This window comes from Pedococcus sp. 5OH_020 (assembly GCF_027812955.1).
Lineage (GTDB): Bacteria > Actinomycetota > Actinomycetes > Actinomycetales > Dermatophilaceae > Pedococcus.
The window spans coordinates 105,365-126,531 of the sequence record NZ_JAPYZV010000001.1 but is presented as its reverse complement, the minus strand read 5'-3'; the positions used below and the strand labels follow the sequence as shown (position 1 = coordinate 126,531).

The window sequence follows — 21,167 nt, the reverse complement described above, 5'->3', positions numbered from 1 at the left end:
GTCGGAGACCCATCGTCAGTCCCTCCAGGCCGTGGTGATGATGCGGGGTTCGGTCATGGGCGGTACAACGTGCGGCCCGCTGCCACTGCGGCCCGTTGCGGGCGCCACCACTCGACGAGCTCGCGCAGACCGTCCTCGAGCTCCACCTCCGTGGTGAACCCCAGGTCCCGCGCCGCCGCGTTCGTGTCCGCCAGTCGGCGGGTCACGCCGTTGACGGCGCGATCCGGGCCATGCTCGACCGCGAGGTCGGAGTCCATGGCTCGGAGCAACGCCTGGGCGAGGCCGAGCAGGCTCGTCTCGGTGCCACTGGCGACGTTGTAGACGCCCTCGCACAGGTCGCTGCCGGCGGCCAGGACGTTCGCCCGCGCCACGTCGCGGGTGAAGACGAAGTCCATGGTCTGGTGGCCGTCCCCATAGATGAGCGGTGGCTGGCCGTCGGCGATGCGCTCCATCCATCTGACGAGCACCTCGGTGTACAGCCCGTGGACATCCATCCTGGGCCCGTACACGTTGAAGTACCTCAGACCGACGTAGTCGAGCCCCGACATGGCGCGGAAGCTGCGCGCCATGCCCTCGTTGAACGACTTGGCGGCGCCGTAGAACGTGTCGTTGTTGTGGTGGTGGTGCCGCTCGTCGGTCGGGAACGACTCCGCCAGCCCGTAGACCGACGCCGAGGACGCGAAGACCAGCTTGTCGACGGCGTGCTGAGCCGCGGCCTCCAGCACCGTGAAGGTGCCGTCGACGAGGACCTCGAGGGCCAGCCTCGGCTCCTCCGCACACTGGGTGATGCGGATGGCAGCCTGGTGGAAGACGAGGTCCTTGCCCCGCGTGACATCGTGGACCAGGTCGCGGTCACGCAGGTCGCCCTCGACGAGCGTCACCCGACCTGAGGCCAGGGCGCAGCCGAGGTTCTCGACCCGTCCGCGGACCAGGTTGTCCAGCACGTCGACGTGCGCCACGCCCGCCATCAGCAGCTGGTCGACGAGCGTGGAGCCGATGGTCCCGGCTCCTCCGGTGACCAGCACCGCAGCGCCGCGCAGGCCGGTCATCGCAGTAGCCCCACGCCGACCCCGACCGGCTGGCCCAAGCCGTGCCTCTGCGCGTACAGGTCTGTCAGAGCGACCGGAGCCATGGCGCCGGCGCGGCGCTGGCTCTCCGACGCCGCCTCCAGGACCGCCAGCACTCGCAACCCGGCACGCCCGTCGGTCAAGGGCGCCCGGCCCTCGTGGATCGAGTCGGCGAACTCGGTCACCATCTGGCCGAGCGCCTCGCGCTCCGGCAGGGCCGGTGCGTACATGTCGCCCAGCCGGTAGTTGACGTTCACCGCACGCTTCTCTGCGGCGTCGGCCGTGCCGGCGGTGAGCTCGAGGTCGACGCCCCGGTCGTACACCGACAGCCGCTGCTGGGGGTTGAGGTCGTCCCACACCACCGTCTTGCGGCTGCCACCCACGACGGTGTGCCGGATCTTGGTCGGGCTCAGCCAGTTCACGTGGATGTTCGCGATCGCTCCGTGGCCGATGGGCATCGTCAGGTACCCCAGACAGGAGTTTCCTGCGCCGATCGGGTCGGAGCCGCGCGCCGAGACCTCCAGAGGCGAAAGACCGTGCGGCAGGACGAAGTCCAGTATGGAGAGGTCGTGCGGCGCCAGGTCCCAGAAGACATCCACGTCCGGCTGCACGAGGCCGAGGTTGATGCGTACGGAGTCCACGAACAGGATGTCGCCCAGCTCACCACTGTGGACCAGCGCCCGCAGGTGCTGGACGGGCGGGGTGTAGCAGTAGGTGTGGTCGCACATGAGGACCAGACCCAGCTCCTCGGCGCGGTCCACCATCCTCGTCGCGTCGCTGAGCGTCGAGGCCAACGGCTTCTCCACGAGTACGTGCTTGCCGGCCTCCAGGGCCGCGAGGGCGATGCCGCAGTGGGTCTGGGCGGGCGTTGCCACGGCCACGGCGTCGATGTCCGGTCGAGCCAGCAGGGCCTCCAGGGAGGTCTCGACCTCCACGGTGCTCCTGTCGCCCACCACACGCGCGGCGCGGGCCGGGTCGAGGTCGCACACCGCGACGAGGTCCCAGTCGGGACTGGACCTGAAGTTCCGCACCAGGTTCGGTCCCCAGTAGCCCGCTCCGATGACTGCTGCCCGCAACGGCATCACACGCCCCTCCCCTCGAGGGCCGCCCCCGAGTCCGGAACCCCACGATCGACGGCAAGCGCCGTACCGGCATCGTCCCTTTGCGGTAGGCCGAAGCCACCCACGCGCACGATGCTCATCAGTAGGCTCCTGCGCCGCGCAGGACCGCCCTGGCCGTCCGGACGAGGATCTGGAGGTCCAGGACGAGGCACCAGTTGTCGACGTACCACAGGTCCAGACGCAGCGACTCGTCCCACGACAGGTCGCTGCGACCACTGACCTGCCAGAGACCGGTCAGCCCTGGCTTGACGCGCAGCCGCCGGACGGCGTCGGGCTCGTACGCGGCAACCTCGCGCTCCAGCGGAGGCCGTGGGCCCACCAGTGCCATCTCGCCGCGCACGACGTTGATGAGCTGCGGCAGCTCGTCGAGGGAGAAGCGACGCAGAATGCGACCGACCCTGGTGACCCGGGGGTCGTCCTTCATCTTGAAGAGCACGTCGTTGCCGGCATCCCCCCGCAGCTGGGCCAGGCGGGCCTCCGCGTCGACGCACATCGTGCGGAACTTCACCATGTTGAACACCCGGCCCTGGGCACCCACCCGCTGCTGCCGGAACAGCACCGGTCCCCGAGAGTCGACCCGGATCGCGATGGCGATGAGGACGAGGACCGGCAACGCCACCAGGGCGAGCACCAGGGTCAGCAGGCGTTCCACGGTGGCCTTGACGACGCGTCTGCCGCCGGACATGACGGGACGCTCGACATGCAGCAGCGGCATCCCGGCGGTCGGGCGGATGGACAGCCGCGGTCCGGCCACCCCCAGGAGCCCCGGCGACACCACGAGGTCCACCTCCCGCTCCTCCAGGGACCACGCGAGCCGGCGGAGCTCGGGTCCGTGCAGGTCCGGGTCGCTGGACACCGCCACGACCTGCGCGTCGAAGAGGTCGACGGCGGACATGGCCTCCTCGGGATAGCCGAAGACCGGGACCCCTTCCACCTGCGAAGGCACGTCGCCGGACAGGTTCAGCCCCGAGACACAGGCGGCGACGACCTTGAGGCCCTGGTCGGGGGCGCGATTGATCTCTCGGATCATCGCGACCACCGAGCGGGCGTTCCCGATGATGACCGTGCTCTGCGTCTCCCGACCCAGCGCCCGGCGGCGGTAAAGGTCGCGGCGCAACAGGTGACGGGCGTACAGGCCCAGCAGGAAGAGCATCGGAGCCACGACCAGCGGCAGCCCTCGAGGCAGGTCGAGCTCGAGGCCGTACGACACGAGGGCGGTGGCACCTACGAGGAAGAGCGCGGAACGCATCACGGCCCGGTACTCCTCGGGACCAGCGCCCGCGAACCGTCGTTCGTAGCCGTGCGACAACGCCAGGGTCACGACCCAGCACACCGGGACCGCGGCCAGCACCAGCGCCCGCTGCGCGAGCGAGCCGCCGGGCAGCGCGCCGACGGCCGTCACGAGGCCCGTCAACGTTCCCACGGCCAGGTCCGCCAGCACCGCCCGCCGCCGGTACGCCCGGTTCCACGTCCGCTGCCGCGAGACCGGCCCCATGCCGGCGTCCGCGTCCCCCGCGCCACGCCCCTCCTCGTCCGTCCGGCTCGCCCGGGCATCGGCTCTTAGTACCGCCTGCCGCCCCATGAGCGCCTCTCGCCAGTCAGCCCCTGCAAAATCCGTCATGCGTCCCTCTCCCCGAGCGAGGTGTTCGTCAGCACGGTAGCCCCGCGCCCCGCGCTCGGACAGAGCTTTCGGTGGTGCACCACTCCGTACGAATCGGGTTGAAACACAACACATTTCGGTGACTACGCCGCAGACGCTAGACGCTCTGGACATCGCGCCTACTGTCCATGTCGTAGGGCACTCGTCCGGTCGGCGGAGCAGATCTCTGCGGTGGTTGGAAGATGGGCCGGGATGCGTGGGCTGGCGTCCCTCGCGGGCACCGCCAGCCGCGGCGACGGGGCGGCGGCTCGGTGGCGGCCCCGCAGGGCCCGGACCAAGAAATAGTCAGTGACTAGTCAATGACTACGTGCGACTGCTGCGAGGAGGCTACTGTGCGACCACTGAGCCGGCGTCCAGCCGGCGAGCGGGCACCCCGGCCCACGTGTCTCCGTCCGGGAGGTCTCGGATCAGTACGGCGCCCATCCCCAGCGTCGAGCCCTCTCCCACACGGACTCCCTCGCGGACCGCGGAGGACATCCCGAGGTAGGCCCCGGTCCCCACCCGTACGGAGCCGCCGAGTGTCACGCCCGCACATAAGGTGACGAAGTCGTGCACCTCGTCGTCGTGGGTGAGGGTGACGTGCGGCATGCAGACCACGTGTCTGCCGATCGTCACGTTGGCGGTCAGGACGGTGCCGGCGAGCAGGATGGACCCCTCACCGACCGTGCACGAGCCGGGGACCAGCACCGACGGGTGTACTACGGTCCCGTAGCGGGACGGTCCGGCGAGAGCCTCCACGCGCTCGGCGATCTGTGCTCTGGCCGGCCCGCGGCCGGCACAGATGACGACCGACGCGTCCTCATGCTGTCGCAAGGCGTCTGTCCCACCGAGCACCGGGAGCCAGCCCCCCGCCAGAGCACCCCACCGCTGCGGGTCGTCGTCCACTGCTCCGCGGACGGTCCAGCCCGCCGCGGACGCCGCCTCCGCGGTCTCCAGGGCCAGCCCACCGGCTGCCACCAGGATGATCGGAGTGCCCACAGCGCCAAACTAGGACCCCCGGGCGGCAGGCGTGGCGTGATCGACCATCCTGGGCCGTACGGTGGACGCCCTCGGGCCCTTCGGTCAGGTCGGGCTGTGGAACCGCTGCTGGGCCGGAAGCAGGCCCTGGGTCACCATGAGCTCGACCGCGTCCGCGGCGTCAGCGACGAGGAAGGGCAGCTCCTTGCGCTCGGTCGGGGAGAAGTCGCGGAGCACGAAGTCGGCCGGGTCCATCCGTCCCGGCGGTCGCCCAATGCCGACCCGCACCCGCAGGTAGTCCTTCGTGCCCAGCGCCGAGCTCACCGAACGCAGCCCGTTGTGCCCACCTTCTCCCCCACCCTTCTTGAGCCGGACGTCGCCGGCAGGGATGTCGAGCTCGTCGTGCACGACGACGAGCCGGTCCACGTCGACGGAGAAGAACTTCATGAGCGCCTTCACGGGGCCGCCCGACTCGTTCATGTACGCCGCCGGGACCGCGACCACCGCTGCGGGCCCCGGCGCGCCTCCGGGCTGCACGCCGACCCGCACCGTCGCCACCGCCGCCCGGGCCTTGTGCGAGCTCAGCTTCACCGAGCCTCGAGCAGCCAGCTCGTCGGCGACCATGGCGCCGACGTTGTGCCGGTTCCCCGCATAGCGCGGGCCCGGGTTGCCGAGCCCGACCACGAGCCAGGGGCCGGTCCCGCCTTCATCACTCACGGGCGGACAGTATGCCGGAGGGCCAGGTCCACAGACGGACCTGGCCCTCCGGCATACGACAGCGCGTGGCTCAGGCCTCCGCGGGCACGGCCGCCCCGCCCTCGGCGGACTCAGCCTGGGCAGGGGCACCGTGCTCGATACCCGCCTCGCTGTCCGCCTCGGCGAGCTCGGCGTCCAGCGCCTCCGGGGAGATCTGCGCGGTGATGTTGACGACGAGGGTCTCGCCGTCGACCACCAGGGTGGAGCCGGACGGCAGCTCGAGGTCCGAGGCCTTGATCTGCGTGCCGGCCTCGAGGCCCTCGACGGAGACGACGACGCTCTCCGGGATGTGGGTGGCCTCGGCCTCCAGCTGGATCGTCTGGGCGTCGATGGTCACCACCGTCTCGGGAGCGGCCTCACCCTCCACGTGGATCGGGATGTCGACGGTGACCTTCTCGCCGCGGCGCACGACGACGAGGTCGACGTGCTCGATGACCGGCTTGATGGGGTCACGCTGGACGTCCTTGGCAAGGGCTAGCTGCTCCTGGCCGTCGACGACGATGGTGAGCAGGGCGTTGGCGACCTTGAGAGCCATCATGGTGTCGTGGCCCGGGAGCGTGATGTGCACCGGCTCGGCCCCGTGGCCGTACATGACGGCGGGGATCTTGTGGTCCCGGCGGATCTTGCGGGCAGCGCCCTTGCCGAACTGCGTGCGCTTCTCAGCGACGAGCTTGTTGTCAGACACGAAAACTCCTGGGGCAGGTGGGAGAGCTGAAGGATGCGGTGGGCCTCGACGCGGGGCGCAGCACGGAGACCACACCGCGTCGAATCACGGACGTGTCGGCCTGAGCCGTGCAGTGTCCCTCGCCGAGGCAACCCCGAGAGTCTAGGCGACGCCCGCAGGGAGAGGGAAATCCGGCGAGGTGGAACCGTCGGAGTCGTCGGAGTCGTCCGAGTCGTCCGAGTCGTCCTCGGCGCTCCGGATGGATTCGGCCGAGTCCCTCGAGGCCTGCCGCAGCTCCCCGAGCCGGACGCAGACGACGCCGGCGACGATCAGCACCCCGCCCGCAAGCTGCACGGGTGCGGGCAGCTCCCCGAGCAGGAGCCAGGCGAAGAGCACCGCGAACAGCACTTCGGTGAGCCCGACGAAGCCGGCCACGGTGGATCCGAGCAGGCGCGCGGCCACGACGCCGAGCAGGTAGGCCGCCGCCGCTGCCACGAGGGCGAGCTCGACCACCGGGAGCCACCACGGCAGCGTCCGGCCGAGCAGCCGCACGCCGGCGCTCGAGAAGTGCATCGGCACCAGTCCCACCGCGCCCAGGACCGCGAGGACCGCGGCTCCCAGGCCCATCCCCAGACCGGCGAGGGCGACCGGCGGCAGGCCGGAGTCGTGTGCGGCGATGACGAAGTAGGTCGCCAGGCCGACCGCTGCGAGCAGGCCCCACAGAACCCCCACCAGGTCCGGGCGAGCCTGGCCAGCCAGGTCGAGCACCAGCGCGAGCCCAGCCAGGGCGACCACCATCCCGGTCGCCGTCAGCCGCGCAGGAGCCCGGCGGGTCCGCAACCAGGCCCACAGCACGACGAGCACGACGCCGAGGTACTCCAGCAGGAGCGCGACGCCGACGGAGAGCCGTTGTACGGCGTAGAAGTAGCTGACCTGGCAGCCGGCCACTGCGACGACGCCGTACGCCGCGACCGCGCCGAGGTTGCGGCGGACCAGCGCCCACCGCCCCCGGATGGCCATCACGGTGGGGATTGCCAGCACCAGCGCAGCGCCCGTGACGCGCAGCAGGACGACTGCGCCGGAGCTCCACCCTTCCTGCAGGAGCGACTTGGCGAACGGTCCGCTGGTCCCGAAGGTGGCCGCCGAGGCGACCGCGAACCAGAGCCCGAGTCCAGCGGGTCGAGTCGCCCTCATCGCAGGTCCACCTTGTCTCTCACTTGTCTCTCACTGGTCTCTTGCCGTCTCGCGCCTCTCCCCGCTTGTCTCGCTGGAGCAGGCTTCGCGGCCGGGGGCCGCTGCGATGTAAGCACCCAATGCGATTACACTCATGACGGTAGAGGGGACGACCGTCAGGAGTCAAGATGATCTTTGCCCATGACACGACCGTGGCCCTGCGCGGCGCGGCGGCCCTGGTCAACACCGCAGCGGCACTGCCCTCGGACACGGACGACCTGACCACCGTGGACGACCTGGACCGGTTCGTCCGGGAGTGGGAGTGGACCGGCTCCCGAAGGCACGACGAGAACGAGCTTGCGGCGGTACGGGCCCTGCGTCCGAGGCTGCGAGCGCTGTGGACGGCGTCCTGCGACGAGGCGGTGGAGGCGGTCAACACCCTGCTGTCAGAGGCGCAGGCGCTTCCGCAGCTCGTCAGGCACGGCGAGTGGTCCTGGCATCTGCACGCCACGTCACCGGACGCGCCGCTGGCCACCCGCATGGCGGTGGAGGCGGCGATGGCTCTGGTCGACGTCATCCGCGCCGACGAGCTCGACCGCCTGCGGGTCTGCTCGGCGCCCGACTGCGCCGACGTCGTGGTGGACCTGTCCAAGAACCGGTCCAAGCGCTACTGCGACGGTGGGTGCGGCAACCGGGCCAACGTCGCGGCATACCGGGCGCGCCGCTCCGGGGCGCGCAGCTGAGCCCGCCACTTTCCCTGCCTGCCACTCCCCTGCCTGCCCCTCCCCCCGGCTGGCGCTTCCGAAGTCCGGGACTTCGGGTCTCCCCGCGGCGTGTCGCGCCGAAGTCCCGGACTTCGGAAGCAGCGGCCTCAGGCCTGGCCGTCGAAGAGGCTCGTGACGGAGCCGTCCTCGAACACCTCCTGGATCGCGCGGCTGATCAGCGGCGCGATCGAGAGGGTGGTGAGCTTGTCGAAGTCGCTGGCGAGGTCGATGGGCAGGGTGTTCGTCACGATGACCTCGGCTGCGCCGCAGTCCTTGAGCCGCTCCACGGCCGGTCCGGACAAGATCGCGTGGGTGGCCGCAATCACCACCCCGGACGCTCCTTCGGCCATGAGGGCGTCGGCCGCCTTGGTGATGGTCCCCCCGGTGTCGATCATGTCGTCGACGAGGACGCAGACGCGGCCCTTGACCTCGCCGACGACCCGGTTGGCGACCGTCTCGTTGGGGCGGTTGATGTCACGCGTCTTGTGGATGAAGGCCAGCGGCGCGCCCCCGAGACGCTGCGACCACTGCTCGGCCACCTTGATCCGCCCCGCGTCGGGCGATACGACCGCGAGCTGCTCGTGGCCGTACCGGCGAGCGACGTAGTCGGACAGGATCGGCAGCGCCATGAGGTGGTCGACGGGACCGTCGAAGAAACCCTGGATCTGCGCCGTGTGCAGGTCGACAGCCATCAGCCGGTCGGCTCCCGCGGTCTTGAAGAGGTCTGCCATGAGCCGCGCCGAGATGGGCTCGCGGCCCCGGTGCTTCTTGTCCTGACGGGCGTAGCCGTAGAAGGGCAGGACGACGGTGATCCGCTTCGCGCTGGCCCGCTTGAGCGCGTCGACCATGAGCAGCTGCTCCATGATCGCCTCGTTGATGGGCTTGGTGTGGCTCTGGATCACGAAGGCGTCCGACCCTCGCACGGACTCCTCGTAGCGGACGTAGATCTCCCCGTTGGCGAAGTCGTACGCGCTCGTCGGCACCAGGTCGGTGCCGAGCAGCTTCGCCACCTCCTGTGCGAGCTCGATGTGGGCCCGCCCCGCGAAGACCATGAGGTTCTTCTCGGTCGCCTTGAGGATGCCGGTCACGCCTGGGCCTGCCCTTCGGTCGATGCCTGGGTATGCCTGGGGCTGGCGTCTTGCCCTCCGGCCTCCGGCGGCCCGGACTCGCCCCCGCCGCCCGCCGCCTCGGCCGCGAGGTGCGTCTTCGTCCCGGCCCGCTTGGCCGCCACCCAGCCGTCGACGTTGCGCTGCCTGCCGCGGGCGACTGCCATCTGGCCCGGACCCACCTCACCGGTGACGGCCGAGCCGGCAGCGACGTAGGCGCCATCCGCGATCGTGACCGGCGCGATGAGCACCGAGTCCGAGCCGACGAAGCTGTACCGGCCCACGGAGGTGTGGTGCTTGGCCACGCCGTCGTAGTTGGCGAAGATCGTGCCCGCACCGATGTTGGCGCCCTCACCGATCGTCGCGTCGCCGGCATACGTCAGGTGGGGCACCTTCGCCCCGTCGGCGATCTTGGCGTTCTTCGTCTCCACGAAGCCGCCGATCTTGCCCTTGGCGCCCAGCTCGGTCCCCGGTCTGAGATAGCTGAAAGGTCCAACGGTGGCCCGCGGTCCAATGACCGCCAGCTGGGCCTCCGTGCGCTTGACCTGCGCACCATCGCCCACCTCCGTGTCGGTGAGCGTGCAGTCGGGCCCGATGGTGGCGTCCGCGCCGACGGCCGTGGCTCCCAGCAGCTGGGTGTTCGGCAGGATGGTGGTGTCCCGGCCGATCGTCACGTCGGCGTCGATCCACGTGGTGGCGGGGTCGACGATGGTCACGCCGTCGCGCATCCACCGCTCCGTGGTGCGACGGTTGAGCTCCCGGCCCAGCCGGGCCAGCTGCACACGGTCGTTGACGCCCTCGGTCTGCCAGAGGTCGTCGACCAGATGCGCACTCACGCGCCCACCGGAGCTGCGGGCGATCGCCAGCACGTCGGTGAGGTACTTCTCGCCCTGCGCGTTGTCGGTGCCGACCTGGGAGAGCGCGTGCTGCAGCATGGAGGCGTCGAAGGCGTAGATCCCCGAGTTGATCTCGGTGATGGCACGCTGCTCCTCGCTGGCGTCCTTCTGCTCCACGATGCCGACGACCTCGCCGTCGGGGCCGCGCAGGATGCGCCCGTATCCCGTCGGGTCGTCCAGGCGCGCGGTGATGACGCTGACCGCGCTGCCCGTGCCGGCGTGCTCGTGGAGCAGCGCCTCGAGCGTCTCCCCTGCCAGCAGTGGCACGTCACCGTACGTGACCAGGACGGTGCCCTCGAGGCCCTTGGGCAGCGCTGCGAGCGCGCACTCCGTGGCGCGGCCGGTCCCCTTGATCTCGTCCTGGTCGGCGATGACAGCCTCGGGGTCGATCTCGGCGATGTGCGCCGCGACCAGGTCCCGTTCGTGCCGCACGACCACTGCCAGATGCTCCGGACCAGCGGCCCGAGCCGCCGCGATGGCGTGTCCGAGGAGCGTGCGACCGCCGATCCTGTGCAGCACCTTCGGGGTGGCGGACTTCATCCGGGTGCCCTCGCCCGCGGCGAGGACGATGACGGCGGCGAGCCTGGGGCGGCCGTGGGGGGCGTTCACGCGCGAGGACTCCAGCGAGGTGGTGGGGTGCGACGGGACGCCGTCATGCTACCGGGCGGTCATGGTCGCCCCGGTGCGCCAGCCTCCCGCCGTTCCCTCCCGGAGCAGTCCCTGGGGCGCGTGCGGTGGCTAGGCGGCAGTGGTGGCCTCGCGGCTGCGTGAGGGGTGGGCAGGCGGCTGTACTGACGGCTAGGCCGGCGTGAGACCGAGATGCACGACGCCGTTCTCGTACGCCTGGTGCTGGCTCAGAGCGAGCCGCGTCGGTTCACCGCCCTCGGCCCACAGGCGCCGCCCCTGCCCGAGGGCCACCGGGTAGACGAAGAGATGGAGGACGTCCACCAACCCGTCACGCAGCAGTGCCCGGACGAGCGTGCCGCTGCCCGAGACGTAGATGGTGCCGTCGGTGTCGTCCTTGAGGCGCTGGATGGTCGCTGCGTCGTACGGTCCCAGACGCGTGGAGCCGGCCCACTGGACGCTCGGCTCCTGGGCGCCCACGACGTACTTCGGGGTGTCGTTGAAGAACGGGGCACCGGGGTCGTCCGCCACCGTGCGGGTGGACCAGGCCGGGGCGAACATCTCGAACGTCGTCCGACCCAGCAGGATCGCCGTCGACGCCTGCGTGACCGCCGCGAGCGTCTCCCCCATCTCGGGGTCGAACCCGTAGTCGAACGTCCAGCTGGGGTCTTCGAAGACCCCGTCGAGGCTGACGAACTCGTGCACGGCGATCGTCCCCATGGCGCTGCCCTCCCTTGTCGTGTCGCTCCCCGGGATGGAATCGAACCATCGTCGCTAATCCTGATTCAAAGTCAGGCGGGCCCTGCCAGCAGACCAACCGGGGAACGCCCTCGGCGAGGGACCGACCAAGGGTAGCCAAGACGCTCGGTGCCGCGGCACCGGTCCGCGCTCCCTGCTCCCTCACATCGGCGCTGCGCGGTCGCTCCCCGGCGTTCCGTCTCTGGATGACACCTACGAGACCGTAGGTTACGGTGGCGTAAGTTCGCTCGGAGCGATGTCGGCGACCGTCGGAGGGTCTGACATGACAACCGTGACTCCCACCACCGGAAAGACCGTTCGCGGCAAGCCCGCGGCCGGGGAGCCCGCCGCCGGGAGGACCGCGCCCGGGCAGACCCCGACCGGGCAGACCCCGACCGGGCAGACCCCGACCGGGCAGACCCCGACCGAGGCGAGCACTCCCGCGCACGGCGGGCCCGTCGAGGTCCCCGCCGAGAAGAAGCGCACCGGCGAACAGGTGGCCCTCGCCCTCTTCATCGGGGTGCCGTTCCTGGCTCTGGTCGCCGCCATCCCGGTCGCGTGGGGCTGGGGGTTGGGGTGGCACGACCTGCTGATCGCCGTCGTCATGTATGCGGTCGCCGGGCACGGGATCACCGTCGGCTTCCACCGCCATTTCACCCACGGGTCCTTCAAGGCCGCTCGCGCGCTGAAGATCGCGCTGGCCGTGGCCGGGTCGCTGGCGATCGAGGGCCCCGTGGTGCGATGGGTGGCCGACCACCGGCGACACCACGCCTTCTCGGACCGCGAAGGCGACCCGCACTCGCCGTGGCGCTACGGGGAGACGGTCCCGGCGCTCGCGAAGGGCCTGTGGTGGGCCCATACCGGTTGGCTGTTCGACGTGGAGCAGACCCCGCGGAGCAAGTACGCCCCCGACCTCATGGCTGACGCCGACCTTCAGAAGGTGGACCGCGCCTTTCCCGCCCTGGTCGCCGTCTCCATGCTGCTGCCCGCTGTCGTGGGGGGCCTCTGGTCGATGAGCTGGCAGGGTGCCGTGACGGCCTTCTTCTGGGGCTCGCTGGTGCGGGTCGCGCTGCTGCACCACGTCACGTGGTCGATCAACTCCATCTGTCACACGATCGGCGAGCGTCCTTTCCGCAGCCGGGACAAGTCCGGCAACGTCTGGTGGCTGGCCGTGCTGTCCATGGGTGAGTCGTGGCACAACCTCCACCATGCCGACCCCACGTGCGCCCGCCACGGGGTGGAGAAGGGCCAGGTCGACAGCAGCGCGCGGGTCATCTGGGCCTTCGAGAGGCTCGGCTGGGCCAGCGACGTGCGGTGGCCGGTTGCGAAGCGCCTGGACGCGCGCCGGCTGCCGACCTGAGGTCCCCCTGCTGGCGGGCATGATGGGACCCGTGACCGACGCCCGGGAGAAGCCAGCCCCCACCAGCGCGCGCTCCCGGATGACCGGCAAGCAGCGCCGTGAGCAGCTCATCGAGGTCGGCCGGAGGCTCTTCGCCGACAAGGGGTTCGAAGGGACCTCCGTCGAGGAGATCGCGTCGAGGGCCAGCGTGTCCAAGCCAGTGGTGTACGAGCACTTCGGCGGCAAGGAGGGGCTGTACGCCGTCGTCGTCGACCGCGAGATCGCGGCGCTGCTGGGGGGGATCACAGGCGCGCTCAGCGCGGAGCTGGGCAGCCGCCAGACGCTGGAGCGCGCGGCCGGAGCCCTGCTCGACTACATCGAGAGCAACACCGACGGTTTCCGCATCCTGGTCCGCGACAGCCCCGCCGGTCAGTCGACAGGGTCCTTCGCCAGCCTCATCTCCGACGTGGCGAGCCAGGTCGAGCACATCCTCGCCGCCGAGTTCAAGAGCCGGCGGCTGGACCCCAGGACGGCCCCCCTCTACGCCCAGATGCTGGTCGGCATGGTGGCGCTGACCGGACAGTGGTGGCTGGACTCTCGAAAGATGAAGAAGACCGACGTCGCGGCCCACCTCGTCAACCTGGCCTGGAACGGTCTGGCCGGTCTGGAGAAGAAACCGAGCCTGTCCACCATCCGCTGACCCCGACCGAACTCAGGATTTAGTGCGTGTCATGGCCCAGAGGGCGGCGACACGCACAAAATCGTGAGCTTGGCCGATCAGGCTGGGCGGTGGGCGACGCAGAAGACGCGACGGAACGGGAAGATGACGCCCACCGAGGTGCGGGGGTATGCGGTGCGCAGCCGAGCGTCGTACTCCGCCAGGAACGCCGTTCGCTCCGCTTCGTCGGTCAACGTGTCCAGCACCGGCCGCAGGCCCGTCCCGCGGACCCACTCCAGGACCGGGTTCTCCTGCTGGCCAAGCGGGTCCAGCACGTGCTGGTAGGTCGTCTCCCAGCCGTCGACCGCCAGCCCGGCGCCCGCCAGCAGCTCGACATACCGGGCCGGAGCCTCCACGGCCAGGCGGCGCAGCGCGGGCTCCAGACGCTCCGCCGCGGGGTGCGACGCCGCGACCTCACGCATCAAGGCGTGGGACGGAGCCTCGAGGTTCCCGGGCACCTGCATCGCCAGCCACCCGCCGGGGGCCAGGCTCTGCGCCCACTGCACGAGGAGCTCGACGTGCCCGGGCACCCACTGCAAGGTCGCGTTCGTGACCAGGACGTCGGGCGGCGCAGCCAAGGACCTGGGGTCCCATGCACGGACGTCGGCCTGCACCCACTCGACACGGCTGTCGACGTCGAGGCCGCGGGCGGCCTCGAGCATCTGGGGCGACTGGTCCACCCCGACGACCGTGGCGCCCGGCCAGCGCTGCGCGAGGGACAGCGTGAGGGGCCCGTTGCCGCAGCCGAGGTCCACGACGACGGAAGGATGTTCCGCGCCGACCCGTGCCAGGAGGTCCGTGAACGGGCGGCCACGGTGGTCCGCGAACTTCGCGTACTGCTGCGGGTCCCAACGCACACTCATCGCTTCTGCCTCCGCGCTCGGCTCGTGCACTTATCTTGATATCAAGATACTTGATGGTCGTTACAGTTGTCATCATGAGCGCCTACGGGGTCGGCCGGACGCCCCAGCCGGACGATGACGGCCCGACGCCGCCCCAACCGGACGACGTCGACCAGATCGTCGACGCCTGGCGTCGCGAGCGCCCCGACCTCGACGTGGCTCCCCTGCAGGTGCTGTCCCGCGTCTCCCGCCTGGCGCGGCGCCTGGACCTCGACCGAGCCCAGGCGTTCGCCAGGCACCAGCTGGAGGGCTGGGAGTTCGACGTGCTGTCCGCCCTGCGCCGCGCCGGGGCGCCCTACGCGCTCTCCCCCGGTCAGCTGATCCGGCAGACCCTGGTGACGAGCGGAACGATGACCAACCGCGTCGACCGGCTCCAGCACCGCGGGCTGGTCGAGCGCAGCCCCAGCCTCACGGACCGGCGTGGCGTGATCGTGCGGCTCACCGCCTCGGGTCAACAGACGGTCGACGCCGCCATGGCCGACCTGCTGGACCGGGAGCGGGACCTCCTCGTCGAGCTGTCCAGCAGTGACTGCGAGGAGCTGGCAGCGATGCTCCGACGCCTGCTCTCCCCGTTCGAGGCCTAGCCCGACATCAGACCTAGCCGGCGACCTCGGCGGCAGCCAGCCAGTCGAGCTCCAGGGCCTCGCGCTCGTCGACGATCTCGCGCAGCTGGGCGTTGAGCTCCAGGACCTTGGTGTGGTCGGCGGCGGCCTCCACCATGGCCGTGTGCAGGCGGTCCTCGCGCTCCGACAGCCGGGTGAGCTGCTTCTCGATGCGAGCCATCTCCTTGCGAGCCTCGCGCAGCTGCGCCGGGCTGGCGGTGGCGGCTTCGTCCCCCGAGGCCGACGGTCCCGCGGGCGCGGTGGTCAGCGCTCGACTCTCGGCCGCGACACCGGTCGCAGGCCACCCGCCGGCCGGTGCGGCATGCCGCAGCTCGAGGTACTGCTCGACGCCTCCGGGCAGGTCGCGCACCTTGCCGTCCCCCAGCAGGGCCACCTGGCGGTCGCAGACGCGCTCCAGCAGGTACCGGTCGTGTGATACGACGAGCAGCGTGCCCGCCCAGCCGTCCAGGACGTCCTCCAGCGAGGTCAGGGTCTCGATGTCGAGGTCGTTCGTCGGCTCGTCGAGCAGCAGGAGGTTGGGCTCGTCCATCAGCAGCCGGGTGAGCTGCAGCCGCCGACGCTCACCGCCGGACAGGTCGGACACCCGGGTCTGCTGGCGGCCGCCGGTGAACCCCAGCCGCTGCGCCAGCTGGGACGCGCTCACCTCCTTGCGGCCGAGCTGCACGTACTTGCGTACGTCCTCGATGGCCTCGATGACCCGCCACTCGGCATACCTCTCGAGCTCGCGCACCTCCTGGGTCAGGTAGGCCAGCCGGACGGTGACGCCCTGCTTACGCTTGCCGGAGGTGAGCGGCACCTGTCCCGCGATGGCGCGCAGCAGAGTGGACTTGCCGGCCCCGTTCACCCCCACGATGCCGACCCTCTCGCCCGGGGCGAGGTGCCAGGTGACCCGGTCGAGCAGCAGGCGGTCGCCGAGGACCACCGAGGCGTCGTGCAGGTCGACGACGTCCTTGCCCAGCCGGGTGGTCGCGAAGCGCAGCAGCTCGACGTCGTCGCGGGGCGGCGGCTCGTCCGCGATGAGGGTGTTGGCCGCCTCGATACGGAACTTGGGCTTGGACGTCCGCGCCGGCGCGCCCCGGCGAAGCCAGGCCAGCTCCTTGCGCAGCAGGTTGTCCCGCCGCTCGGCCGTTGCCGCCGCCATCCGCTCCCGCTCCGCCCTGGCCAGCACGTAGGCGGCGTAGCCGCCTTCGAAGGCGTTGACCTTGCCGTCCACGACCTCCCACGTCTGCGTGGCCACCGCGTCGAGGAACCAGCGGTCGTGCGTGATCGCGAACAGGGCGTTGTCCTGCCGACCACGGTGCCGCACCAGGTGCTCCGCCAGCCAGGCGACGCCCTCCACGTCGAGGTGGTTCGTCGGCTCGTCGAGGAAGAGCACCGTCGGGTCGGCGACCAGCAGGCGAGCCAGGGCGAGCCTGCGTCGTTCGCCACCTGAGAGCGGGCCCACCGTGGCCTCCAGGCCTCCGACCGCCGACGCGTCGAGGCCGCCGAGCAGGCCGGTGAGCACGTCGCGGATCCGCGCGTCGCCGGCCCACACATGCTCGGCAAGGTCGCCCAGCACGGCCTGGCGGACCGAGTGGGACGGGTCCAGCACGTCCTCCTGCGCGAGGACGCCGATCGTCGCGCCGCCGACCCGGGTCACCCTGCCGGAGTCCACCGGGCGCAGCCCGGCCAGGACGCGCAGCAGCGTCGTCTTGCCGCCGCCGTTGCGTCCTACGACCCCGATCCGGTCACCGCCGAGGACGCCGAGCGAGATCTCGTCGAGCACCTGCGCCGTGCCGAGCGCGAGCGAGGCACGTTCCACCGAGATCAGGTTGGCCATGACACCGGCCTGGACGTGGGGACCACATGCGCGCCATGCGCGGGACCGGTCGCGCGACGGACGTCCTGCACCGCGCCCGACGCCGTCAGCGAGACCGCCAGGTCGAGGGCGGACTCGTGGTCCTCGGCGAGGAACGCCACGGTGGGGCCCGAGCCCGACACCACGCCCCCGACCGCGCCGAACTCGAGCCCCGCATCGAGGACGTCGCCGATCTCGGGCATCAACGAGATGGCAGCCGCCTGCAGGTCGTTGCTCAGCGCCTCACCGAGGGCGCGTGCGTTGCCGGAGCGCAGGGCGGTCATCATCTCGGGGCTCGGCGACGGCTGGTGCACCGGGCGGCCGGAGCGCAGCCGGTCGCACTCCGCGTACACCGCCGGCGTCGAGAGTCCCTTCTCGCTCAGGGCGAACACCCAGTGGTACGTGCCCTTGGCGAGCACCGGAGCCAGGACCTCACCACGACCGGAGCCCATGGCCGTCCCCCCCGAGAGGAGGAACGGCACGTCGCTGCCCACGTCTGCGGCGATCTTCTCGAGCGCGGGCCGGGACAGGGACAGACCCCAGAGCTGGTCGCAGGCCACGAGTGCCGCCGCGGCGTCAGCGGAGCCGCCCGCCATCCCCCCGGCCACCGGGATCTCCTTGCGCACCCGCAGGTGGACGGGCTGGACCACCCCGTTCGCCGCGGCCAGCCGCCGAGCGGCACGTGCGGCGAGGTTGGTGTCGTCCGCCGGGACTCCCACCGACTGCGGCCCGACGACCGAGATGCTCCACTCGGCGGCGGTCCTGACGGTCACCTCGTCGAACAGGGTGACCGCCTGGTAGACGGTCGCCAGAGGGTGGTAGCCGTCCTCCCGAGGGGGCCCGACGAGCAGCTCGAGGTTGACCTTCGCCGGCACCCGAACCGTCACCGAGGACGGCGTCACGGCAGCGGAGGTCATGGCCGCAACCCTAATGGGTGCACAGTTTCCCGTTTCCTGACCGGAGGGCGTGCGGAGACCGTGGGGTCAGGACGGCAGCCGGCCCCTGGCAGCGGCGATGGCCGCGAAGGCCTCGACCCCCAGCTGCTCACCGCGCGTCCGCGGGTCGACGCCCGCGGCGCGCAGGCACTCCTCGGCCCGGGCCGCGGAGCCGGCCCAGCCGGCGAGGGCCGCGCGCAGCGTCTTGCGTCGCTGGGCGAAGGCGGCGTCGACGCACGCGAAGGTGTCGACCCGGGACGCTGCCGTCTCCGGGGGCGGGCGACGCTCGAGGGCCACCAGCCCGGAGTCGACGTTCGGAACGGGCCAGAAGACGCTCCGCGGGACGGTGCCGGCCAGCCGCACGGCGGCATACCAGGCCGCCTTCACGCTGGGTACGCCGTACGCCTTGCTCCCCGGACCGGCGGCCAACCGCTCCGCCACCTCGAGCTGGACCATGACCAGGACGCGCTCGAGTGTCGGGAAGGCCTCGAGGAAGGTGAGGACGACGGGCACCGACACGTTGTACGGCAGGTTGGCCACCAGCGCGGTCGGTTGCGGGTCGGGCAGCTCGCGCACCTGCATGGCGTCGGCGTGCACCAGGGTCAGCCGCTCGGCGTAGGCGGGAGCCAGGCGTCGCACCGTGCCGGGGAGGGCCTCTGCCAGCGCGGGGTCGACCTCGACGGCGGTGACATGTCCGGCGCGCGGCAACAGTGCGAGCGTCAGGGACCCCAGCCCGGGGCCGACCTCGACGACGGAGTCCCGCTCGCTGACCCCGGCGACCCGGGCGATGCGCTTGACGGTGTTGGCGTCGACGACGAAGTTCTGGCCCCACTGCTTGGTGGGGCGAAGACCCAGCCCGGCCGCGATCTCCCGGACCTGCGCCGCCCCGAGGTACCCGGTGCCGTCCTGCTCCACCATGGCGCCGACTTTAGGGGAACGCGACAGCGCCCCGGACCACACGGGTCCGGGGCGCTGCTGCGAAGGTCCTCGTCAGGCCGCGTGGGCGCAGCCCCACGGGCCGAGGCCCGCCTTGGCGTAGTACCGGTTGGCCACGGTGATCTGCTCCTCGCGCGAGGCGAGGTCGGCCCTCGACGCGAAGTCCGCGCCACCGTTCGCAAGCCAGGAGCCGTAGTCGAACTGCAGTCCGCCGTAGTAGCCGTTGCCGGTGTTGATGTGCCAGTTGCCGCCGGACTCGCACTGGGCGATGCGGTCCCACATGGCGGCGTTGGCCAGGTTCAGCCCCGCGCCCGAGGTGTTGCCGGCGCTGCGCGACGTCGTGGCGCTGCTCGTCGTAGTGGCTCGGCGGACGGGCTTCGGGGCCGCCGGCCGCGCCTTGGTGCCCACGGCGACGAGGCGGGCGACAGGACGCTGGGTGACCTTCGTGGAGGCGAGCTTCTTGCTCTCGACTCTGCCGTCGACCTTGGTGACCTTGTAGGTCAGCACCGTGGCGCCGTCCGAGCCGGCACTGACGGTCTTCGTCTGGCCGACATACAAGCTGGAGTCCTTGGTGCGGGTGACCGTCGCCGGCACGGCGCGGGTCTCCTTGACGGTGGCCGTCGTGACGCGGAGCACGGCGATCTGCAGGCCCTTCGTCACGGCGGTGGACAGCCCGGGCCTGACCCGGTCGTCACCGTCCTTGGCGACCTTGAGCTCGGCCAGCACGTCCGCGACGGTCGCGCCGGTGGTGGAGGTCGCCAGGTTCTTGCCGTCCACATGGACGACCACAGCCTTCGGGGTGGTCACGGACAGCGCCAGGCCCTGACGGCCCAAGCTCATCGACCGCGAGGCGGAGAGCTTCGCGGAGTCGGCACGGATGCCGAGCTCCTGCAGCGCCGCCTCGACCGTGGTCGCGGTGGTCCAGTACTCCCGCGTGGCGCCGTCGATGGTGACGGTGAGCTTGCGGCCGTAGCGGACGACGATCTTCTGGCCGTCGGACACCGGGGTCGCGGCCGAGGGCACGACCAGGTCGTGCTCGTGGACGGTGATGTCCTGCTTCTTCAGGACGTCGCCGACGGTGCTGCCGAAGGCGTGGACCGTAGAGGTCTTGCCGTCGACCGACAGGGTGACGGACTTGTCGAGGTGGGCGACGCCGATCGCGCCAGCGACGAGGGTCGTCACGACCGCGGCTTGGGCGATACGCCGAACGGGACGAGAGATCACGATGCTCCAGGGTTTGTACTCTCCGGGCATCGGTGGAAGGCGGCGCGTCCGTCGTGGGGTCCACGACCTGGAACAGCAGGGCGTCGGGGACCGTCCTCGTGACGGCGTGAGCACCCCTGCTCGCGTCGCCCGGAGGGTCCGACCCCGGCCAACAGTCGTCAACCATGACGTGGTTTCGCGCCAAGGTCAAATTTTGATAACGGAACGTCCAAGGTTCGGCCAGGCGGCTTGCCTCCTGGTATCGACCGCCTGGCCGTTCACCAGGGGCCGTACACCGCCTCGGACGTGTCGCTGACGGCCTGGCACAGCGTGGGTACGGCGACGCCCAGAACCCCGGCCATCGCCCGCACCGTGAGAGGCACGAGGTATGGCGCGTTGGTGGCGCCGCGCCAGGGAGCGGGGGTGAGGTAGGGGGCGTCGGTCTCGACCAGGACCCGCTCGAGCGGGGTCACCGACAGCGCGTCACGCAGACCCCTGGCGTTCTTGAACGTCACCGTCCCCGCGAAGCTCAGGTAGAAGCCACGCTCAGCGCACTCCCTGGCCATGGCGAGGTCGCCGGAGAAGCAGTGCAGGACGGTCTTCTCCGGGGCACCCTCCTGCGCGAGGATCCCCAGCACGTCGTCATGGGCGTCCCGGTCGTGGATCTGCAGAGCCTTGCCGGTCCGCTTCGCAAGGTCGATGTGCCAGCGGAACGACTCCTGTTGCGCCCCAACGCCGTCCGGGCCGGTGCGGTAGTAGTCCAGCCCGGTCTCGCCGATGACGCGTACCCGGGGGTGGGCGGCCAGCCGCTCGATCTCGTCGTAGGCGTCCTGCAGCCCGCCGGTCTCGGCGAGCCGCGGGACCTCGTTGGGGTGCAGGGCGACTCCGCCCAGCATCGCAGGGTGCCGTTCCACCATCTCCACGGTGAACCGGGCGCCGGGCAGGTCACAGCCGATCTGGACGAGCCGGTCCACGCCCACCGCGGTCGCCGCCGCGATGGCGTGCGCCACGTCGGGGGCGGCTTCTCCGTCGCGGGCGATATCGAGGTGGGTGTGGTTGTCGACCACCGCGATCGGCAAGGGGTCCGGCGCGACGGGCACCCCTCGGCGGCCACCCGGCGCGGGCGTCTCGCGAGTCGTCATGGGCAC

At 71.1% G+C, this 21,167-nt stretch carries 20 protein-coding genes and 1 tRNA gene; 4 read left to right on the top strand and 17 right to left on the bottom strand.

What is annotated here, in order from left to right:
- Nucleotides 1–53: 53 nt before the first annotated feature.
- The 7 genes from PHA84_RS00610 to PHA84_RS00580 all read right to left on the bottom strand — a co-directional run bounded on the left by PHA84_RS00610 (nucleotide 54) and on the right by PHA84_RS00580 (nucleotide 7,419).
- Nucleotides 54–1,049 carry an NAD-dependent epimerase/dehydratase family protein gene (locus PHA84_RS00610; RefSeq protein WP_270886143.1) on the bottom strand — a complete coding sequence of 332 codons (996 nt, stop codon included), beginning with the start codon at nucleotides 1,047–1,049 and terminating at the stop codon, nucleotides 54–56.
- Nucleotides 1,046–2,149, bottom strand: a complete 1,104-nt coding sequence (locus PHA84_RS00605) for a Gfo/Idh/MocA family protein (protein ID WP_270886142.1) — start codon at nucleotides 2,147–2,149, stop codon at nucleotides 1,046–1,048. The genes PHA84_RS00610 and PHA84_RS00605 overlap by 4 nt, the downstream gene beginning before the upstream one ends.
- Nucleotides 2,150–2,267: 118 nt before the next feature.
- Nucleotides 2,268–3,809, bottom strand: a complete 1,542-nt coding sequence (locus tag PHA84_RS00600; RefSeq protein WP_270886141.1) for a sugar transferase — start codon at nucleotides 3,807–3,809, stop codon at nucleotides 2,268–2,270.
- A gap of 366 nt (nucleotides 3,810–4,175) precedes the next feature.
- The gene (locus PHA84_RS00595) at nucleotides 4,176–4,826 is read right to left on the bottom strand and encodes a NeuD/PglB/VioB family sugar acetyltransferase (protein ID WP_270886140.1); all 651 of its coding nucleotides are present in this window, start codon (nucleotides 4,824–4,826) and stop codon (nucleotides 4,176–4,178) included.
- A gap of 84 nt (nucleotides 4,827–4,910) precedes the next feature.
- Nucleotides 4,911–5,522 (bottom strand): aminoacyl-tRNA hydrolase, encoded by a 612-nt coding sequence (gene pth, locus PHA84_RS00590; protein WP_270886139.1) that lies wholly within the window; start codon nucleotides 5,520–5,522, stop codon nucleotides 4,911–4,913.
- Between the two features lie 70 nt (nucleotides 5,523–5,592).
- Nucleotides 5,593–6,246, bottom strand: coding sequence for a 50S ribosomal protein L25/general stress protein Ctc (locus PHA84_RS00585; protein ID WP_270886138.1), 654 nt, complete (start codon nucleotides 6,244–6,246; stop codon nucleotides 5,593–5,595).
- Between the two features lie 141 nt (nucleotides 6,247–6,387).
- Nucleotides 6,388–7,419 carry an EamA family transporter gene (locus tag PHA84_RS00580; protein WP_270886137.1) on the bottom strand — a complete coding sequence of 344 codons (1,032 nt, stop codon included), beginning with the start codon at nucleotides 7,417–7,419 and terminating at the stop codon, nucleotides 6,388–6,390.
- A gap of 167 nt (nucleotides 7,420–7,586) precedes the next feature.
- Here PHA84_RS00580 and PHA84_RS00575 point away from each other — a divergent pair, with 167 nt between their 5' ends.
- On the top strand, nucleotides 7,587–8,141 hold the full coding sequence (locus tag PHA84_RS00575) for a CGNR zinc finger domain-containing protein (protein ID WP_270886136.1): 555 nt from the start codon (nucleotides 7,587–7,589) through the stop codon (nucleotides 8,139–8,141).
- Between the two features lie 128 nt (nucleotides 8,142–8,269).
- Here PHA84_RS00575 and PHA84_RS00570 read toward each other — a convergent pair whose 3' ends face one another.
- The 4 genes from PHA84_RS00570 to PHA84_RS00555 form a co-directional block, all read right to left on the bottom strand.
- Nucleotides 8,270–9,250 (bottom strand): ribose-phosphate diphosphokinase, encoded by a 981-nt coding sequence (locus PHA84_RS00570; protein WP_270886135.1) that lies wholly within the window; start codon nucleotides 9,248–9,250, stop codon nucleotides 8,270–8,272.
- Nucleotides 9,247–10,773 carry a bifunctional UDP-N-acetylglucosamine diphosphorylase/glucosamine-1-phosphate N-acetyltransferase GlmU gene (gene glmU / locus PHA84_RS00565; protein ID WP_270886134.1) on the bottom strand — a complete coding sequence of 509 codons (1,527 nt, stop codon included), beginning with the start codon at nucleotides 10,771–10,773 and terminating at the stop codon, nucleotides 9,247–9,249. The genes PHA84_RS00570 and glmU overlap by 4 nt, the downstream gene beginning before the upstream one ends.
- Before the next feature lie 189 nt (nucleotides 10,774–10,962).
- On the bottom strand, nucleotides 10,963–11,508 hold the full coding sequence (locus PHA84_RS00560) for a dihydrofolate reductase family protein (protein ID WP_270886133.1): 546 nt from the start codon (nucleotides 11,506–11,508) through the stop codon (nucleotides 10,963–10,965).
- A 25-nt stretch (nucleotides 11,509–11,533) separates the two neighbouring features.
- Nucleotides 11,534–11,612 (bottom strand) — tRNA-Gln (locus PHA84_RS00555).
- A gap of 197 nt (nucleotides 11,613–11,809) precedes the next feature.
- Here PHA84_RS00555 and PHA84_RS00550 point away from each other — a divergent pair.
- Complete coding sequence (locus tag PHA84_RS00550) at nucleotides 11,810–12,886, top strand: acyl-CoA desaturase (protein ID WP_270886132.1); 1,077 nt, start codon at nucleotides 11,810–11,812, stop codon at nucleotides 12,884–12,886.
- 79 nt (nucleotides 12,887–12,965) lie between these two features.
- Entirely contained in the window at nucleotides 12,966–13,565 is a 600-nt protein-coding gene (locus PHA84_RS00545; RefSeq protein ID WP_270886688.1) for a TetR/AcrR family transcriptional regulator, read from the top strand.
- Between the two features lie 77 nt (nucleotides 13,566–13,642).
- Here PHA84_RS00545 and PHA84_RS00540 read toward each other — a convergent pair whose 3' ends face one another.
- The gene (locus PHA84_RS00540; protein ID WP_270886131.1) at nucleotides 13,643–14,446 is read right to left on the bottom strand and encodes a methyltransferase domain-containing protein; all 804 of its coding nucleotides are present in this window, start codon (nucleotides 14,444–14,446) and stop codon (nucleotides 13,643–13,645) included.
- A gap of 74 nt (nucleotides 14,447–14,520) precedes the next feature.
- Between PHA84_RS00540 and PHA84_RS00535 the strand changes: the two genes are divergently transcribed.
- Complete coding sequence (locus PHA84_RS00535) at nucleotides 14,521–15,069, top strand: MarR family winged helix-turn-helix transcriptional regulator (protein WP_270886130.1); 549 nt, start codon at nucleotides 14,521–14,523, stop codon at nucleotides 15,067–15,069.
- 13 nt (nucleotides 15,070–15,082) lie between these two features.
- Here the strand turns inward: PHA84_RS00535 and PHA84_RS00530 are convergent, their stop codons facing one another.
- From PHA84_RS00530 to PHA84_RS00510, 5 genes are all read right to left on the bottom strand, one after another.
- Nucleotides 15,083–16,927 carry an ABC-F family ATP-binding cassette domain-containing protein gene (locus PHA84_RS00530; RefSeq protein ID WP_270886129.1) on the bottom strand — a complete coding sequence of 615 codons (1,845 nt, stop codon included), beginning with the start codon at nucleotides 16,925–16,927 and terminating at the stop codon, nucleotides 15,083–15,085.
- A complete protein-coding gene (locus tag PHA84_RS00525) occupies nucleotides 16,915–17,862 on the bottom strand; it encodes a 4-(cytidine 5'-diphospho)-2-C-methyl-D-erythritol kinase (RefSeq protein WP_270886128.1) in 948 nt (315 codons plus the stop codon). Before PHA84_RS00525 ends, PHA84_RS00530 begins: the two co-directional genes overlap by 13 nt.
- A 66-nt stretch (nucleotides 17,863–17,928) precedes the next feature.
- Nucleotides 17,929–18,798: a 16S rRNA (adenine(1518)-N(6)/adenine(1519)-N(6))-dimethyltransferase RsmA gene (gene rsmA / locus PHA84_RS00520; RefSeq protein ID WP_270886127.1), complete on the bottom strand. Its 870-nt coding sequence runs from the start codon at nucleotides 18,796–18,798 to the stop codon at nucleotides 17,929–17,931.
- 72 nt (nucleotides 18,799–18,870) lie between these two features.
- Nucleotides 18,871–20,040: a resuscitation-promoting factor gene (locus tag PHA84_RS00515; RefSeq protein ID WP_270886126.1), complete on the bottom strand. Its 1,170-nt coding sequence runs from the start codon at nucleotides 20,038–20,040 to the stop codon at nucleotides 18,871–18,873.
- Nucleotides 20,041–20,297: 257 nt separating this feature from the next.
- Nucleotides 20,298–21,161: a TatD family hydrolase gene (locus PHA84_RS00510; RefSeq protein WP_270886125.1), complete on the bottom strand. Its 864-nt coding sequence runs from the start codon at nucleotides 21,159–21,161 to the stop codon at nucleotides 20,298–20,300.
- Nucleotides 21,162–21,167: the final 6 nt, after the last annotated feature.